Source organism: Photorhabdus sp. HUG-39, from assembly GCF_963878365.1.
GTDB classification, from domain to species: Bacteria; Pseudomonadota; Gammaproteobacteria; order Enterobacterales; family Enterobacteriaceae; genus Photorhabdus; species Photorhabdus kayaii.
Genome location: NZ_CAWNWY010000014.1, coordinates 45703 through 63659, shown reverse-complemented (window position 1 = coordinate 63659; position 17957 = coordinate 45703). Strand labels below are relative to the sequence as shown.

Below are 17957 nucleotides of genomic sequence, written 5' to 3'. Positions count from 1 at the left end.
AATGATTATACCCGCATTAGATTTGATAGATGGCAAAGTAGTACGGTTACATCAAGGGGATTATGCTCAACAACGGGATTATCAACACGATCCTTTGTCCCACTTTCAACAATATGAACAACAGGGAGCAAAATTGCTCCATCTGGTCGACCTGACCGGCGCTAAAGATCCATCCGCCCGCCAGATCCCTTTACTGCGCAAATTACTTGCAGCAGTTTCTATACCTGTTCAGGTCGGCGGCGGCATCCGTACAGAAGAAGATGTGAAAACATTGCTTGATGCGGGTGCCAACCGGATAGTAATTGGCTCTATCGCCATAAAACAACCGGCACTCGTTACCCAATGGTTTAAACGTTATGGTGCCGAAAATATTGTGCTGGCGCTGGATGTTCGTATCAATAATACAGGCATAAAACAAGTTGCCATCAATGGCTGGCGGGAGAATTCCTCCGTCACTCTGGAACAGGTTATTGAGCAATATCTGCCTTGCGGGTTGAAATATGTACTGTGTACAGATATCTCCCGCGATGGCACGCTAACTGGCTCAAATGTCGAATTATATCGGGCAATTTGCCAATACTATCCACAAATCGCGTTTCAGGCTTCGGGGGGCATCGGCACATTGAATAATATCGCTTCTCTGCCCGCCAGCGGCGTAGCCGGAGTTATTATTGGTCGCGCATTACTTGATGAAAAATTTACCCTGAAGGAGGCAATTCAATGCTGGCAAAACGCATAATTCCTTGCCTTGATGTTCGTGACGGGCAAGTGGTTAAAGGCATTCAGTTTCGTCATCACGAAATTATCGGCGATATTGTGCCACTTGCCCAACGTTATGCAACAGAAGGTGCAGATGAACTGGTTTTCTACGATATCACTGCCTCATCTGATGGACGGGTAGTCGATAAAAGTTGGGTCGCCAAAGTTGCGGAGGTGATTGATATTCCCTTTTGTGTCGCTGGTGGTATTAAAACTGTCGAAGATGCAGGGCAAATCCTTTCATTTGGGGCAGATAAAATCTCTATCAACTCTCCTGCACTGGCTGATCCAACCTTAATTACTCGTTTGGCCGATCGTTATGGTGTTCAATGCATTGTCGTAGGGATTGACACCTGGTTTGATGAAAGCACTGGCCGCTATCAAGTTTATCAGTTTACCGGTGACGAAAAACGCACAAAGGCCACTCAATGGCAAACCCTCGATTGGGTAAAAGAAGCGCAACACCGGGGTGCAGGTGAAATCGTACTCAATATGATGAATCAGGATGGTGTCCGCAATGGCTACGATCTGACTCAACTAAAACAGGTGCGTGACGTTTGTCATGTTCCTCTCATTGCCTCTGGTGGTGCAGGCGCACCAGAACACTTTCTTGATGCCTTTAAACAGGCAAATGTCGATGGTGCACTCGCTGCATCTGTATTCCATAAACACATTATTAATATCGGTGAATTAAAACAGTACCTTTCACAACAAGGCGTGGAGATAAGAACTTGCTAACCGCACAACAAATCGAAAAACTGGGTTGGGAAAAAGTCGCTTATATGATGCCGGTTATTGTGCAACATGCTATATCCGGCGATGTCCTCATGATGGGCTATATGAATAAAGAAGCACTGAATATTACTATCAGTTCAGGCAAAATCACTTTCTTTTCCCGCAGTAAACGACGTCTATGGACCAAAGGTGAAAGCTCCGGCCATTTTCTTAATTTGGTCAATATCTATCCTGATTGTGACAACGATACCCTGTTGGCACTCGCAGACCCAATCGGCCCTACCTGCCACTTTGGTACACACAGTTGTTTTGCTCCGGCACAAACTGAATGGGGATTTCTCTATCAGCTTGAAAAATTGCTGGCAAGTCGCAAAACAGCCGACCCTGACCATTCATATACAGCGAAGTTATATGCCAGCGGTACTAAACGAATCGCTCAGAAAGTGGGTGAAGAAGGGTTAGAAACCGCTTTAGCCGCGGCAGTGAATAATAGAGAAGAGCTAACGAATGAAGCAGCAGATCTGATGTATCACCTGATGGTTCTACTACAGGATCAAGAGCTGGATCTGAGTTGTGTCATTCGTCGATTACGGGAAAGATGATATACCCGTCATCTTTCAAGCTGCCTCTTTGTTGGCTGCACTCCCTCCCCCCGGTCACATAGTTTGCTATGCTCCCGGGGATTCGCTCCCTTGCCGCCGCGATGCAACTTGAAATCCATTGGGTATATGCCCGTGATCCACCGCGCTTTTCCGGTAGATAAAAAGGCAAAAACCAATCATACGAAAAACGACTATCAGGCGACATAGACGTCTACGTCGCCTTTTTGACAGCTCCCCGCCCAATTAGGCATAGGTATCTACACGAAATGAACGTTTATAAATCACATGGCCGCTTTAAAGATCGAAACAATTTCTTCATGGGTAGCTTGAGTGGGATTAGTCAAACAACATATATCTTTCAAGGCATTAGTTGCTAACTCTGGTAAATCTTCTAATTTGACATTCAGTTCCGCTAGACCTGACGGAATACCAATATCTTTTGACAACTTACGAATTTCAGCAATACATGCCGCAGCCCCTTGCTGATCATTCATAGCGCTTACATCTACCCCCATCGCAGCGGCAATATCTTTCAAACGACCCGCAACCGCTTTAGCGTTGAACTCTTGAACGTGTGGTAATAAAACAGCATTGCATATGCCGTGTGGTAAATCATAAGTACCGCCCAATTGGTGAGACATGGCGTGTACATACCCCAGTAATGCACTATTAAACGCCATCCCCGCCAAGAATTGTGCATAGGCCATGTTTTCACGTGCTTCTATATTGCTCCCATCTGCAACTGCTTGGCGTAAAGAGTGACTAATCATTGAGATTGCTTTCAATGCACAAGCATCCGTTATTGGGCTAGCCTCAGGAGAAACATAGGCTTCAACCGCATGAGTCATTGCATCCATTCCAGTTGCGGCGGTTAACCCTTTCGGCATTCCTACCATTAATTCCGGATCGTTCACAGACAAAACAGGTGTTATTTTCTTGTCAGCAATGGCCATTTTAATATGGCTTTCAGTATCGGTAATAACACAGAAACGTGACATTTCTGACGCAGTACCCGCGGTAGTATTGACTGAGATTAATGGCAAATACGGTTTAGATGAACGCCCAATACCGACATAATCCCGGATATCGCCTCCATTAGCAGCGACCAACACAATAGCTTTTGCACAATCATGTGGCGAACCACCCCCTAAAGAAATAACGCAATCGCTATTATGCTGACGCAGAATATCCAAACCTTCCTCAACGTTAATTGTCGTCGGATTCGGATTAGTACCATCATAAACCGTACTCTCAATATCAACATCAGATAATAAAGCTTGAACTTTTGCTGCCACCCCAATTTCATTTAAAACACGATCGGTCACAATCAATGCTCGCTTATAACCATCACCTTTCATCGTATTTACCGCTTCAACCAAACAACCCGCACCAAACATATTTACCGATGTCATAAAAAAAGTCGTAGTCATCATTGATAATTCCTTATATTAAAATAGTTTTAGAATGAAAATATATATACCCGTTGTCTTTCAAGTTACCTCTTTGTTGGTTTCACTCACTCACCCCGGTCACATCGTTATCTATGCTCCCGGGGATTCGCTCCCTTGCCGTCGCGATCCATCTTGAAATCCTTAAGGTATAAAAAGTAAAATTTGAAAAATCACCTAATGGAACTACAGATCATTGCTCTTGCAACAAACATAAATAATAGCTCTATTTAAACCATACAATTCAAAAAATATAAATATACCCGTCATATTTCAAGTTGCCTCTTTGTTGGCTGCACTCGCTCACCCCGGTCACATAGTTATCTATGCTCCCGGGGATTCACTCCCTTGCCGTCGCGATGCATCTTGAAATCCATAGGGTATATATCTCGGTAGAGTTAGATAATGTTTATTAAAATAGATATTTGATAATTTTTCCTCTTGGTAATATATGTCATTGGCAATATAATAAATACAATAATCGAGAAGATTAATATATCAATTCACCAAGTCATTATTTAGGAGTTTATTTTGTCCTCTAACGAAATATTTAACCGCCTGACCACATTATTGGATAATCATCATGCTAGCTATCGGGTGATGGAACATTCAACCGCCGGACATTCTGAAGAAGTTGCAAAAATCCGTGGTACACAACTTGGACAAGGGGCAAAAGGATTAGTTTGCCATGTTAAAGGGGAAGGATTCCGCCAATATGTACTCGCTGTACTGCCTGCGGATCAACAAGCAGACCTCTCTTCACTGGCAAAACAGATCGGTGGCAGCCGCGCCTCACTGGCAAGTCCTAAAGAAGTTTTTGAACTGACTCAATGTGTATTTGGTGCTATTCCACCTTTTAGTTTTCATCCAGATCTGAAACTGGTTGCAGACCCTTTATTATTTGAACGTTTTGATGAACTGGCTTTTAATGCCGGTAGCCTTGAACGCTCAGTGATTCTTAACACTCAAGATTACCATCGAATTGCACAACCTGAATTGGTGAGTTTTCGTCGGGTAGAATAAATACCATCGCGAAAAATGATATTTGTCAAATAGCCTATAAAAATAGGCTATTTAAGATAATATTTAAAATATATTCATTTAAATAGTAACTATCCCGCCCCAATAAGTTTATATCATTAGATAAAGTCATTATTATTGCTACATTATATAAACATTAAACAGAGAGGTATAATTATCAAATACCATGAATATCTAATTATTCACTATTGAGCCATATACAAAAAATTATCAATTACATTAGGGGATAATTCACCACCCAAATAAAGGTGTTTCTTGATAGGAATTTTCAATTATTTTTAATTTCAGAAACTTTATTTCAAATATCGGTATAAAATGACATGTCAATTATATTAATGTTGTATTGACAACAATTTAATATGCCTATTCATTATATTTTATTAAATACAAAAACCCACGCTCATTGTATTCTCATATCGCTTTCAACAAGAAAGATGACGTTTTTTTTAAAATAAAGTTTAAGGAATAGAAAAATATGACTAATAAGCTAGTTACAGGTGCAACTTTTTTCGATAGAAAATACTTTCTGGGTGAAGCGCACTATTATCCAGAAAACGATATCATTATTCCATTGCCTTATGATCTCAACGATAGATTCCGTTCAGTAAGAATTGGAACGTTATCAAAAGTCTATGCATGGCGTCATCAGAGTAATTGTGAACCAGGTCAACGCTATCGTGAATGGGAATACGATCACCCAGATATTGATAGAGAAATTAGAGGATTATCTAAGTTTAAAGTGGCACCAAAAGATACCTGCTTGGTTGCATTAAAACTTATTGATGATACTTATTCAGGTATTAAATTCTCAATGTTCACGAATACACATTGCGTGGGCCCAGTTGAAACAACAACTGATGATGATTATGCACTGGTTGGTATATTGCCATTTGAGACTGAGTTAGTCACTGCCATTGCAATAAGAAATACCAGTACTGGAGTATATATCAATAACGGATCATTCTATTTCTATCGTGATGCAAATGGTGTTGTTACTATTGATGAGAAAGCTAATTTCCCTAAAAATCTCAGAATAGTTAATGCAGGTGGCAATCGTTTTGATATTCATATTATCAGTACCGATTTTTCTCACTAATCCGGTCATAATGTAACAATAATTAACCGTCGTTTTCAGACAGGCTACGTTCTGAAAATTTAAGCAACACCGTTGCGGAATATCATCAAAAACCGCAACGGTGTATTCATAAATCAGCAAAAATTTCGGGGTTATATACCCTATGGGTTTCAAGATTATCGCGACGGCAAGGGAGCGAATCCCCAGGAGCATAGCGAACGATGTGACCAGGGTGAGCGAGTGCAGCCAACAAATCCTTAACCATTAGCTAGCCATTCATTGTTATTTATCCTTTTTCTATAAAAATTTATAATCAAAAAGTCAAAAAGTCAAATAGTCACTTAATCTTTAAAAAAACATTAAATTAAGATCCACAAGAAATAATTTTCACAAGCTATTTCTTTTGAGATAAATACTTCCATAATGATTAATTTTAAAAATTATAGAAAAACCCAACCATTCCATTATTACATATCTTATTTTAGGTATTTTCATAATATTATTAATAAAAAACAATCTTATAGTATCTATTCAAAACACCAAGCATGAAAAATATTCACAACCAAATTGAATACTAAATTTAAGATAAAAAATTCACTAAAAATATCAAATTTTCACATTTCAATCAGTCAATTTGACTATATTAGTATAATTATAAAAATATTATTCGGTATTTTTTAAACAACTTTACTTTATGTATTTTTATGCTAATTTTAACATTAACCCATAGAATATTATTCTTCTATTGACTGGATATATTGCATCTAAAGATGAGGAATAAATGAATTATCAGTGGGAAATATTACATAGAAAAAATCCAATTTTCACAAATAGTATAAACGAGTCAATACTATATATTTCACATTAATACAATCAGGTATATTACTTACATTAACTTTGAGGAATAGAATAAATGACAAAAGAATTAATTACAGGCGTCACGTTTTTCGAAGAGAAAAACTATCAGGGTAAGTCACATGATTACCCAGAGCTCGATAAAATTATATCGCTCCCTTCCAATCTTAACGATAAATTTCGTTCAGTAAAAATTGGAAAGTTATCAAAAGTCCATGCGTGGCGTCACTATAACGATCCAGAGAGTAAATATTATGAATGGGTAGTCGACAATCCAGATATCGATAAAGAAATTAGAGGGTTATCGAAATTCAGAATTATACAGAAAGATACAAAACTGGTTGCACTAAAAATCATTGATGATACTCATTCAGATACAAAATTCTCTATGACCATTAAGATATTTAATGGAGAAGAAGAGGAAACAATCGACGTTAACGCAACAACAGATGATAATTATACAGTCGTTAACGAACTACAGGTACAGAAAGAGATAGTCACTTCAATTTATGTCAGAGATGTCAACACCGGAGAATATATTGGTAACGGATCATTTTATTTTTCTTATGATGCTATCGGTATCGCAACTATTTATGAAGGTCTCAATTTCCCTAAAAACTTGAAACTGGTTCATGTAGGAAATAATCGTTTTGATTGTCACATTATTAGCACTGATCCTATTGCTTAATTCGGGATTAATGTGACAATCATCACTCTCAGACAAATTATATTCTGAAATTTAAACTACGCCGTTGCGGTATATTTGTTAAAAAACCGCAACGACGTGTTCCAGACGATCGCGGAAATTAAAACCACATCATATCTGATGTAAATTTATCCACTTCCCTGGTCAATCGGTGATAACCGAGCTTACTCCATCCATTCAGTATGGAAAACACCTTCTTTATCAGTACGTTTATAAGTATGAGCACCAAAATAATCACGCTGAGCCTGAATTAAATTAGCAGGCAATACAGCTGAACGATAACTATCGTAGTAAGAAATAGCAGCCGAGAAAGTAGGCGTTGGGATACCATTCTGCACCCCATACGAGACAACATCACGCAGTGCCTGCTGATATTCATCAGCAATTTTCTTAAAGTAAGGCGCCAACAACAGATTAGCAATATCCGCATTTTCGTTATACGCGTCAGTAATTTTTTGCAGGAATTGAGCACGAATAATACAACCCGCCCGGAAAATCCCGGCAATCTCACCGTAATTAAGATCCCACTGGTACTCATCAGATGCCGCTTTCAATTGCTGAAAACCCTGAGCATAAGAGACGATTTTACCCAAATAAAGCGCACGGCGGACTTTCTCAATAAATTCGGCCTTATCACCTTTAAATGGTTGTACATCCGGCCCGCTCAAAACTTGAGCCGCGGCCACTCTCTGATCTTTTAGAGAAGAAATATAACGTGCAAATACCGATTCGGTGATCAACGTCACTGGAATCCCTAAATCCAGAGAGCTCTGGCTGGTCCACTTACCCGTACCTTTATTTGCTGCTTCATCCAAAATCACATCAACCAAATATTGGCCTGCTTCATCTTTCTTATGGAAAATATCAGCCGTGATTTCAATCAAATAACTGCTTAATTCGCCATTATTCCAGTCAGTGAAAATCTCAGATAGTTCTTCATTGCTCAGATTTAGGGCATTTTTCAGTAAAGAATAGGCTTCAGCAATGAGCTGCATATCACCGTATTCAATGCCATTGTGAACCATTTTCACATAATGGCCGGCACCATCCGGGCCAATATAGGCCACACAAGGTTTACCTTCAGCTTTAGCCGCAATCTCTTGCAGAATTGGTGCCACCAATTTATACGCCTCTTTCTGGCCGCCAGGCATAATAGATGGACCTTTCAATGCCCCCTCTTCTCCACCGGAAACCCCGGTACCGATAAAATTAAAACCCTGCGCAGAAAGCTCGCGATTACGACGGATAGTATCCTGAAAATAGGTATTACCCCCATCAATCAAAATATCACCTTTATCCAGATGTGGGGTCAGTGAAGCAATAGTTTTATCGGTTGCTTCGCCAGCCTTAACCATGAGCAGAATACGGCGCGGTTTTTCCAGTGAATCGACAAATTCTTCGACCGTGTAACTTGGAACTAATTTCTTCCCCGGATTTTCGGCGATCACTTCGTCAGTCTTATCACTTGAACGGTTAAATATAGATACGGAATAACCACGGCTCTCAATATTTAGTGCCAAGTTACGCCCCATCACCGCCATACCGACAACACCAATCTGCTGCTTGGACATGAATAACTCCTGTCTGATGATAATTCTGCTCACCAATAACAATAATAATTAGTGTGCAATTTGTTAATGTGATCACATGTTAACTCAGGACGAGTCCTAATGGATAGTTATTGGTGCCATCGATACCGCTACACCCCATTTTTTGGAAAAAACTTCCTCAGATGAAAAATCAACTATTGAAATTTGATGAGTCAATGCCCATTATTCATTATTCGGCATGAGCCGTCATATTAAAAGGTAAAACAAACTGTATGGAATGGATCGCTGATCCGACGATATGGGCTGGACTGGTTACTCTTATCGTTCTAGAAATTGTCCTTGGAATTGACAACTTGGTCTTTATTGCCATTCTGGCAGATAAACTTCCTGAAAAACAAAGAGACAAAGCAAGAATTACAGGTCTAAGTTGTGCGTTACTGATGCGTATCGTACTGCTTTTTAGTCTTTCTTGGTTGATAACGCTAACTCATCCATTAATTACGCTTTGGGAACATCCATTTAGTGCTCGTGACCTAATTATGCTGATAGGTGGCCTTTTCTTACTGTTCAAAGCGACAATGGAGCTCAATGAACGGCTGGAAGGTAAAGATGCCCACTCAGGACAACAACGCAAAACATCTAAATTTTGGACGGTTGTCGTTCAAATCATTGTCCTTGATGCTGTATTTTCATTGGATTCAGTGGTGACTGCTGTTGGTATGGTAGACAACATCGGTATCATGATCGTGGCAGTCACCATTGCGATGTTCCTGATGATACTGGCAAGTAAACCGTTGACCACTTTCGTCAATGCTCACCCGACTATCGTTATTCTCTGTCTGAGCTTCTTGTTGATGATCGGTTTCAGTCTGATAGCCGAAGGTTTTGGTTATCGCATCCCCAAAGGTTACTTGTACGCCGCTATCGGCTTCTCTATTATGATTGAAGCCTTAAACCAATTTGCTCAATTTAACCGCCGCAGATTTCTTACTGCTTCCCGTTCACTACGTGAAAGAACAGCGGAAGCCGTTTTACGTATCCTGAGTGGTAAGCATGAAAATGCAGAATTGGATAATCATACATCCAATCTGATTTCTGATAATCAGGAAGTGTTTGATCCACAAGAACGTCAAATGATTGCCAGGGTTCTGGGCATGGCACAGCGTAACGTTAACAGTATCATGACTTCCCGTCACGACGTGGAGTACCTTGATATTCATGCACCAACCGAAAATTTGACGCAAATACTGAGTAAAAATCCTCACACACGCATTGTGGTAACAGATGAAGATATCAGTGACGAACCATTAGGTGTTGTCCATGTTATTGATTTACTGAATCAACAACTCAACCAACAGCCTTTTGATTTACATTCGCTGATAAAACAGCCTCTGATTTTCCCTGAACAGCTTTCACTACTCCAGGCATTGGAGCAGTTCCGCCAGGCACAAACTCACTTCGCGTTTGTTGTCGATGAATTTGGTTCTGTGGAAGGTGTGGTGACTTTGACCGACGTAATGGAAACTATCGCGGGTAATTTACCGGTAGATGGCGAAGAAACTGATGCCCGCCATGATATTCAAGCGACTGAACAGGGTGGTTGGATCGCCAATGGTTATATGCCGCTGGATGATTTGATCCTTTATGTCCCTTTGCAACTGGATGAAAAACGTGAATATCAAACCTTAGCAGGTTTGTTAATGGAACATTCACAACATATTCCACGACAAGGTGAGCAATTACAGATTGATAATTACCTGTTTGAACCGTTGGAAGTGACCAGTCATCGAATTAATAAGGTAAAAATTACCCCTCTGGTGTCAGAGTAAAGAAAATAGAGAATAACCCAGTGTTATTGATCATTCATCGTATCTGCCATCACTGAGTTTTCCCTCTGAAACAAAATAAAACCCGGTCAGTTTAAACTGCACCGGGATTTTTTGGGCCTTTGCTATCAATAATATTATTCATTAATTCAACAGGATTATATTCATATATACCCAATGGATTTCAAGATGGATCGCGACGGCAAGGGAGCGAATCCCCGGGAGCATAGATAACTCTGTGACCGGGGTGAGTGAGTGCGGCCAACAAAGAGGCAACTTGAAAGATGACGGGTATATAACCCTCGCTTAATTACTGCTACGTTCAACCCAATCGTTAATAGCCTGTTTTACCTTGTTCTCCAACTCATTATGCAGCAATTGCTCAATATCCAAATTGTATTGCAGATTACTCCAATTACCGTAAACCCGAAGTGGTACTTTCATTTTTCGCAGACGACTAACCAATTCATTATCCTTGCCCCATCCTTGTGTTATCTGTACTTTTAAAGCGACATCAACATGTTGTTTAAGCAGATTAGTCTTACCCTGCCCATCAATATTCAGCAAATCGGATACCGCATGCAGTCGACTGATTTTTATATCACCTCGATTCAGTACCGCTTTAACATCAAGCTTTTTAGCGCGGGTGAAATTATCCATATTATCAGGGATATTCACTTTATCCGTTGCACGAGCAACGGATTGCTGGATTAATTGGGGGATATTTAATCCATACATTTTGGCATTAACTAAACTGAAATTAAGATCACCCTGCCAAATATGCGAAATCGCATAACCATCATATCCTTTACCAGAAAGATCCCCATTCAGATCGAATTTACCACTAAATGCCGGTGGTAAGGAAAAGGCTTTGAGTACGGGTTCCAGTTCTATATTCCGCAGTAAAGGTTTTGCGTGTAACTTAAGTTGATTACCCGTTGCATCTAAAATAACCGGAATAGAGAAATCACCACCAAATAATTTGCCATTCAGAGTAGAAATTTCAGCAGTACCACTATTATTTGTCGCTTTCAATATCAGATTATCGATCTCCATTCCTCGATAAACAAATTTGTCCGCATTAATAGTCAGATTGGCGTTAAAGTCATTTAGAAATGCAGCGCTATAATCAGGCGGGGCAGAGCTTGAAACGGCGATTACCGGTTTAGCTGAACTATTCTCTATCCGATAATAACGTTTAACTTCTGAACCCTCTTTAGGAAGCAAGTCCCATCCTATCAGATTATCTAAATTCAGTTTTTGGGAAGATAAATCGATCCGATAATCCGCATGAGCCCCCAATATTGCTTTTATACTGCCATGCAGTTCACTCTCATTAGCGGTGAAACTTAGCGTCTGTAAAGAAATTGTTTGCGGTCCATCTGTCGTCTCTTTTTGATAAACAGCATGTACTTTTCCTGAACCACTAATTCCTCCCGTAGGTATACCTGCGCCCTGGAGTTGGTAATCAAAGGAGTCAATATTACCCGCAACACGATATGGATAATCAGTAATATCGACATCTGCATTAAGATTAAAAGCCAAGTCTTGCTGATTCTTACTGACTTTGCTACTTAACTCTACGTTGATATGGTTTTGGTTATCTCGCTCCATTAGCAGATTAATATCGCGGACATTTAACTGCTCATGATCATCTCGCTGCCAAATAAGCAAACTATCCGCGATCTTAATTCTGGCGATATCAAGCTTCCAACCCTCACCCTTCGCAACAGAGTTGGCTGTACTCCCTGTTGGTGCAATAGGGCTATTCTCTTTTTTCTGCGACTGGCTCTCCGGGGTTACTCTCAATATCGCCCCTTTCAACATCACCTCTTTAACTGCAAGCTGATGAGAAAGAAGCGGCCACAACTCCACATCAAGACGCATATTTTCTGCCGTCACTATTGGTTGAACCGCTCCTGGGGCCGTTAATGACATACTCCCGGTAATGATGCTCAATTTCGGCCAGACATGCCAGCGCATACCATCTTGCAGGACGAGTTGGTAGCCACTCTTCTTTTGCACCTGCTTGACCATATAAGCCCGAAAGTCATTTGGGTTTACTAACATGACTAATGCTGCCAGACCGGTAATAATCACAACCAGCAAAATAATCAGTGTCGTCAGCAATCTCTTCATGACTTCCTCAGCTTTTTTTGTCAAAACAGTCAATGCAATTCAATAGCCGATAAAAATGTTAATCTTCATCAATACGGCTACCCACCGCACCCTGTTGGTTTTTATATTTCGCATCTTGACGACGGTTATATGGACGGTCAGCGGAACCAGACAATGGCTCAAAACTCAAAGCACCGATGACCATACCCGGACGTAACGCCAGAGGCAATTTACCAGAGTTATAGAATTCAAGAACAATTTGACCATGCCAGCCCGGATCAATCCGGTGTGCTGTCACGTGTACCATCAACCCAAGACGAGCAAGAGAAGAACGGCCATCAAGCCAGCCCACCAAATCATCCGGCAATGTGACAGATTCCAGCGTAACGGCCAATGCCAACTCGCCAGGATGGAGGAAAAAAACCTCATCGTCAGACAGAATTATTTCATCACTCATCACACGATCAAGCGCAGCACTGACCTCATCTTTCGGACCACTCAAATCAATATATGCCGCAGTATGACCACAGAAAACACGAAACTGATTCCCAAGGCGCACATCCGCAGTTGCCCCGTTAATGCGTTCAATCGGCGGACGTGGAGTAATGACCAATTTACCTTCATCAAGCCATTTAATAATGTCGCGGTCACAGAGTCGCATTATTTCCTCTCCAATACGATGCTGCTTATCAATTCAATGACTGACAAGCAAAGTTTTATACCCGTTATCTTTCAAGTTGCCTCTTTGTTGGCTGCACTCACTCGCCCCAGTCACATCGTTACCTATGCTCCCGGGGATTCGCTCCCTTGCCGTCGCGATGTATCTTGAAATCCATAGGGTACATTATTCGCAGAACTGACCAATTTTGGCTTTCAATATATCAATTGCTACTCGGTTTTTACCCCCGCGCGGCACAATAATATCTGCATATTGCTTTGATGGTTCAATAAATTGCAGGAACATTGGACGCACAGTTTTATGATATTGCTCAATAACCGAATCCAGAGAACGCCCCCGTTCATGCACATCCCGCTTAATACGACGCATAAGGCAAATATCCAGTGGCGTATCAACAAAAATAGAGAAGTCCATCTCCTGGCGCAAGCGCTTATCGGTCAATAATAGAATACCTTCCAGAATAATAACCCTTTTCGGTGCAAAATGAATCGCTTCTGGTTTACGAGTATGAACAACATAATCGTATTGTGGTAATTCAATTGATTCACCCATTTTCAGCGCTTGTAGGTGAGAAAAGAGCAGATTGTGATCCATTGAGCTTGGATGGTCATAATTAGTCTTATAACGCTCTTCCATTGATAGATCGCTCTGATCTTTATAATAGCAATCCTCTGGTATAATACCGATATTGTGATCACCAACTTGAGCGCGTAATTCACGATAAAGTGTATTAGCAATGAGACTTTTACCTGAGGCAGATGCACCAGAAATTCCTACAATTGTGCACTGATATGCTTCGTCAGCCATAATAGAGATAACCTGATTCTAGAAAAAAATGGGAACAAAGCACTTATGAGGGCTTTGTTTGGCGAGATTATAGGGAGTTAATGGTATCTGTTCCAGTGTAAACAAGAGAAGTCTCACTTTTTTCGAAGCGTTTCGCATAAAAATCATGTAACGAAGGAAATCGAACAAGCATATTTCTCCCCACACAAAATCTCCCCATACAAAAAGCGGGCAATGAAAACATCCACCACCCGTTATCATCAATCAAATACTTGCATTAAACAGCACGGAACGAAATTTCTGTTGGTATCTTCTCACCTTGCCAATACATCTGTGCTGAAATATTCGCGGCAATTTCGCGATAAATATCGGTAAATTCACTATCAGGATTACTGATAACGGTTGGCTGACCACGATCAAGATCTTCACGCAGTGAAATATGCAGCGGGATTTGTCCCAATAATTTACAGTGATATTTAGCCACCAATTTTTCTGCCCCACCCGTACCAAAAATAGGTTCCAGATGACCACAGTTACCACAAATATGCGTACTCATATTTTCAATAATACCCAATACAGGCACCTTCACTTTCTGGAACATGACGATACCTTTCATTGCGTCAATTAAGGCAATATCCTGAGGCGTTGTTACCACTAGCGCCCCCGTTACTGGGATGTTTTGTGACAAAGTGAGCTGAATATCACCGGTTCCTGGTGGCATATCGATAACCAGATAATCAAGATCCGGCCATAATGTATCCTGTAACATCTGCATCAATGCTTTACTAGCCATTGGGCCGCGCCATACCATTGCATTGTCATCTGTTACTAAATAACCAATCGAGTTAGTGGCAAGGCCATGAGTCATAATCGGCGCCATATGCTGCCCGTCCGGGGAAGTTGGGCGCTCTTTGGTGGTTCCCAACATACTCGGAACAGAAGGACCGTAGATATCTGCATCCAGAATACCGACTTTTGCCCCCTCCTGAGCCAATGCCAGCGCCAGGTTTACGGCAGTGCTGGATTTACCCACCCCACCTTTACCCGAGCTGACAGCCAAAATATTGCGGACACCATTAATTCCCGGCAAATCATTAGCGCGACGTAATGTGCTGATATCATGGATCAATTTCCACGCCACTGATTTTGCACCCGTTACCGCCTGTAATTTTTCCGTTGTCGCCGCTTTTAACGCCTTAAAACCGCTTTGCCAGACAAACGGCATCAGTAATTCAATGTGCAAGACACCATCAAGCATCGTGCAATGATGTAGGGCCTTCAATGTTGTCAAATCACGTTCCAGTGTCAGGTGTGTAAAAGTAGCAAGTATTTTTGTTACCTGAGATTTCAGCAGGTCAGGATTGGTCTGCTCGGGGGATTGTGAGTTCATCCCGGCTCCTTTAATGATTATCATTAGCTAAAAACCATCTCTCCATCATAACAGAACCCAATGCGTTCGGATAAAATTAGCGACAAAAACCCGCTGCCCGCTCACTGATTCAATTTTTATCCATTGACAGCCTCTAAAATATTCAGGTTCTAAAACGTATTGGATAAAACTCACTAATATTAAACCTTACCCTAGCGACAATTTTTTTGATCGGTTAACATCAAACTTCCTTTTTCACTTATTGGAAGTCAGATCCTTACTATGTCTCAAGTCGCAAAAAAATTATTGGTAACGTGCGCGTTGCCATATGCTAACGGTCCAATCCATCTCGGTCACATGCTGGAACATATCCAAGCAGATATTTGGGTCCGTTTTCAGCGAATGCGCGGCAAAGAGGTTCACTTTATCTGTGCCGATGACGCTCATGGAACACCAATCATGCTGAAAGCTCAGCAAATGGGTATTGCTCCTGAAGAGATGATCACAACGGTGAACCAAGAGCATCATCAGGATTTTACTGGCTTTTCAGTGAGCTATGATAACTATCACTCTACGCATAGCGAAGAGAACCAAACGTTATCAACCAAAATCTATCTCGAACTGAAAAAAAACGGTCATATTAAAAATCGTACTATTTCTCAGTTATATGATCCTGAGAAAAATATGTTTCTGCCGGATCGCTTTGTGAAAGGTAGCTGCCCGAAATGTAAGGCAGAAGATCAGTATGGCGATAACTGTGAAGTTTGCGGATCAACCTACAGCCCAACTGAGCTACTCAACCCTCGCTCTGCTGTCTCCGGCGCGACGCCAGAAATGCGTGAAACAGAACACTTCTTCTTCGATCTGCCCGCATTCAGTAACATGTTACAAGCCTGGACCCGCTCCGGCGCATTACAGGAACAAGTTGCTAACAAAATGCAGGAATGGTTTGAATCCGGTTTACAACAGTGGGATATCACCCGTGACGCCCCCTATTTCGGTTTTGAAATTCCTGATGCACCGGGAAAATATTTCTATGTCTGGCTGGATGCACCTATCGGCTATATGGGTTCTTTCCAAAACCTGTGTGATAAACGCGGAAATCTGAGTTTTGATGAGTTCTGGGCAAAAGATTCCACCGCCGATCTGTATCATTTTATCGGTAAAGACATTGTTTATTTCCACAGCCTGTTCTGGCCTGCCATGCTGGAAGGCAGCGGTTACCGTAAGCCAACCAACGTGTTTGTTCACGGCTATGTCACCGTCAACGGTGCGAAGATGTCCAAATCCCGTGGTACTTTTATTAAAGCCAGCACGTATTTGGATCATCTAGATGCAGACTGTTTGCGTTATTACTATGCAGCCAAACTCTCTGCTCGCATTGATGATATCGATCTAAATCTGGAAGATTTTGTTCAGCGTGTTAACAGCGATATCGTTAATAAAGTTGTTAACCTGGCCTCCCGTAATGCAGGCTTCATTAATAAACGCTTTAACGGCAAGCTGGCGGATAAACTGGCTGATCCGGCGCTTTACCAACAGTTTATTGATGGAGCAAAGGTGATTGCAGAAGAGTTTAATAACCGCGAATTCAGCAAAGCAATCCGTGAAATCATGGCACTGGCTGATTTGGCAAACCGTTATGTGGATGAGCAAGCGCCGTGGGTGGTGGCAAAAGAAGCAGGCCGTGATGCCGATCTTCAAGCTATCTGTTCAATGGGCATCAACCTGTTCCGCGTTTTGATGACTTTCCTGAAACCCGTTTTACCAAGTCTGGCAGAACGAGCAGAAGCTTTCTTAAATACAGAACTCACCTGGCGTGGTATTGAACAGCCGCTGCTGGATCATCAAGTTTCTACCTTTAAGGCCCTATTCAATCGCATTGATATGGATAAAGTGGACGCTATGGTTGTGGCATCTAAAGAGAGCATCAACACACCACAAAAAGTCAGCGGTCCACTGGTAGAAGATCCAATTCAGGACACCATTACCTTTGATGATTTTACCAAAGTTGATATGCGCGTCGCCCTTATTAAACAGGCTGATTTTGTCGAAGGCTCAGATAAGTTGCTGAAACTGATGCTGGATCTTGGTGGCGAAACTCGCCAGGTATTTTCGGGTATTCGCTCCAGTTATCCTGATCCAAAAGCACTGGAAGGCCGTTTAACCATTATGGTTGCTAATCTGGCACCACGCAAAATGCGCTTTGGTATTTCGGAAGGGATGGTTATGGCCGCCGGACCTGGCGGAAAAGATATCTTTTTACTCAGCCCTGACAGCGGCGCCCAACCCGGTATGCAAGTGAAATAATAGTTAATTTATTTCATTAATATTTTTACCCACGGGGATCAGTAATGGTCCCCGCTTTATTTTAATGTGAGCTTTGACATCCTTGTATCTTGGATTTA

The 17957-nt window shown here is 41.4% G+C and carries 15 protein-coding genes; 8 read left to right on the top strand and 7 right to left on the bottom strand.

Features of this window, described 5'->3' with window-relative positions; genetic code table 11:
• Window position 1 precedes the first annotated feature (1 nt).
• From hisA to hisIE, 3 genes are read left to right on the top strand one after another with little or no spacing between them, the layout of a single operon-like run.
• Complete coding sequence (gene hisA / locus AAC155_RS11165) at window positions 2–739, top strand: 1-(5-phosphoribosyl)-5-[(5-phosphoribosylamino)methylideneamino]imidazole-4-carboxamide isomerase (RefSeq protein WP_113042199.1); 738 nt, start codon at window positions 2–4, stop codon at window positions 737–739.
• Window positions 721–1497, top strand: a complete 777-nt coding sequence (gene hisF, locus AAC155_RS11160; RefSeq protein ID WP_113024900.1) for an imidazole glycerol phosphate synthase subunit HisF — start codon at window positions 721–723, stop codon at window positions 1495–1497. Before hisA ends, hisF begins: the two co-directional genes overlap by 19 nt.
• On the top strand, window positions 1491–2096 hold the full coding sequence (gene hisIE, locus AAC155_RS11155) for a bifunctional phosphoribosyl-AMP cyclohydrolase/phosphoribosyl-ATP diphosphatase HisIE (protein WP_113042198.1): 606 nt from the start codon (window positions 1491–1493) through the stop codon (window positions 2094–2096). Before hisF ends, hisIE begins: the two co-directional genes overlap by 7 nt.
• Here hisIE and AAC155_RS11150 read toward each other — a convergent pair.
• Both AAC155_RS11150 and yiaY read right to left on the bottom strand, forming a co-directional pair.
• On the bottom strand, window positions 2071–2301 hold the full coding sequence (locus tag AAC155_RS11150) for a hypothetical protein (protein WP_125026222.1): 231 nt from the start codon (window positions 2299–2301) through the stop codon (window positions 2071–2073). The genes hisIE and AAC155_RS11150 overlap by 26 nt on opposite strands.
• A gap of 76 nt (window positions 2302–2377) precedes the next feature.
• A complete protein-coding gene (gene yiaY, locus AAC155_RS11145; protein ID WP_113042197.1) occupies window positions 2378–3529 on the bottom strand; it encodes an L-threonine dehydrogenase in 1152 nt (383 codons plus the stop codon).
• Between the two features lie 546 nt (window positions 3530–4075).
• On the opposite strand from yiaY, the gene AAC155_RS11140 reads away from it, so the two are divergent.
• The 3 genes from AAC155_RS11140 (at window position 4076) to AAC155_RS11130 (ending at window position 7203) form a co-directional block, all read left to right on the top strand.
• Window positions 4076–4567 (top strand): YbaK/prolyl-tRNA synthetase associated domain-containing protein, encoded by a 492-nt coding sequence (locus AAC155_RS11140; RefSeq protein ID WP_113042196.1) that lies wholly within the window; start codon window positions 4076–4078, stop codon window positions 4565–4567.
• Window positions 4568–5060: 493 nt separating this feature from the next.
• Window positions 5061–5681 (top strand): beta/gamma crystallin domain-containing protein, encoded by a 621-nt coding sequence (locus tag AAC155_RS11135; protein WP_113042195.1) that lies wholly within the window; start codon window positions 5061–5063, stop codon window positions 5679–5681.
• Between the two features lie 892 nt (window positions 5682–6573).
• Entirely contained in the window at window positions 6574–7203 is a 630-nt protein-coding gene (locus AAC155_RS11130; protein ID WP_113042194.1) for a beta/gamma crystallin domain-containing protein, read from the top strand.
• 182 nt (window positions 7204–7385) lie between these two features.
• On the opposite strand, the gene gndA is transcribed toward AAC155_RS11130, so the two are convergent.
• The gene (gene gndA, locus AAC155_RS11125; RefSeq protein WP_113042193.1) at window positions 7386–8792 is read right to left on the bottom strand and encodes an NADP-dependent phosphogluconate dehydrogenase; all 1407 of its coding nucleotides are present in this window, start codon (window positions 8790–8792) and stop codon (window positions 7386–7388) included.
• Window positions 8793–9043: 251 nt separating this feature from the next.
• On the opposite strand from gndA, the gene AAC155_RS11120 reads away from it, so the two are divergent.
• The gene (locus AAC155_RS11120; protein WP_113042192.1) at window positions 9044–10600 is read left to right on the top strand and encodes a TerC family protein; all 1557 of its coding nucleotides are present in this window, start codon (window positions 9044–9046) and stop codon (window positions 10598–10600) included.
• Window positions 10601–10903: 303 nt separating this feature from the next.
• Here AAC155_RS11120 and asmA read toward each other — a convergent pair whose 3' ends face one another.
• From asmA to apbC, 4 genes are all read right to left on the bottom strand, one after another.
• On the bottom strand, window positions 10904–12736 hold the full coding sequence (gene asmA, locus AAC155_RS11115; RefSeq protein WP_113042191.1) for an outer membrane assembly protein AsmA: 1833 nt from the start codon (window positions 12734–12736) through the stop codon (window positions 10904–10906).
• 58 nt (window positions 12737–12794) lie between these two features.
• On the bottom strand, window positions 12795–13376 hold the full coding sequence (gene dcd / locus AAC155_RS11110; protein ID WP_113042190.1) for a dCTP deaminase: 582 nt from the start codon (window positions 13374–13376) through the stop codon (window positions 12795–12797).
• Window positions 13377–13559: 183 nt separating this feature from the next.
• Complete coding sequence (gene udk / locus AAC155_RS11105; protein WP_113042189.1) at window positions 13560–14201, bottom strand: uridine kinase; 642 nt, start codon at window positions 14199–14201, stop codon at window positions 13560–13562.
• Window positions 14202–14457: 256 nt separating this feature from the next.
• On the bottom strand, window positions 14458–15570 hold the full coding sequence (apbC, locus tag AAC155_RS11100) for an iron-sulfur cluster carrier protein ApbC (protein WP_113042188.1): 1113 nt from the start codon (window positions 15568–15570) through the stop codon (window positions 14458–14460).
• A 261-nt stretch (window positions 15571–15831) separates the two neighbouring features.
• Between apbC and metG the strand changes: the two genes are divergently transcribed.
• The gene (metG, locus tag AAC155_RS11095; protein WP_113042187.1) at window positions 15832–17859 is read left to right on the top strand and encodes a methionine--tRNA ligase; all 2028 of its coding nucleotides are present in this window, start codon (window positions 15832–15834) and stop codon (window positions 17857–17859) included.
• Window positions 17860–17957: the final 98 nt, after the last annotated feature.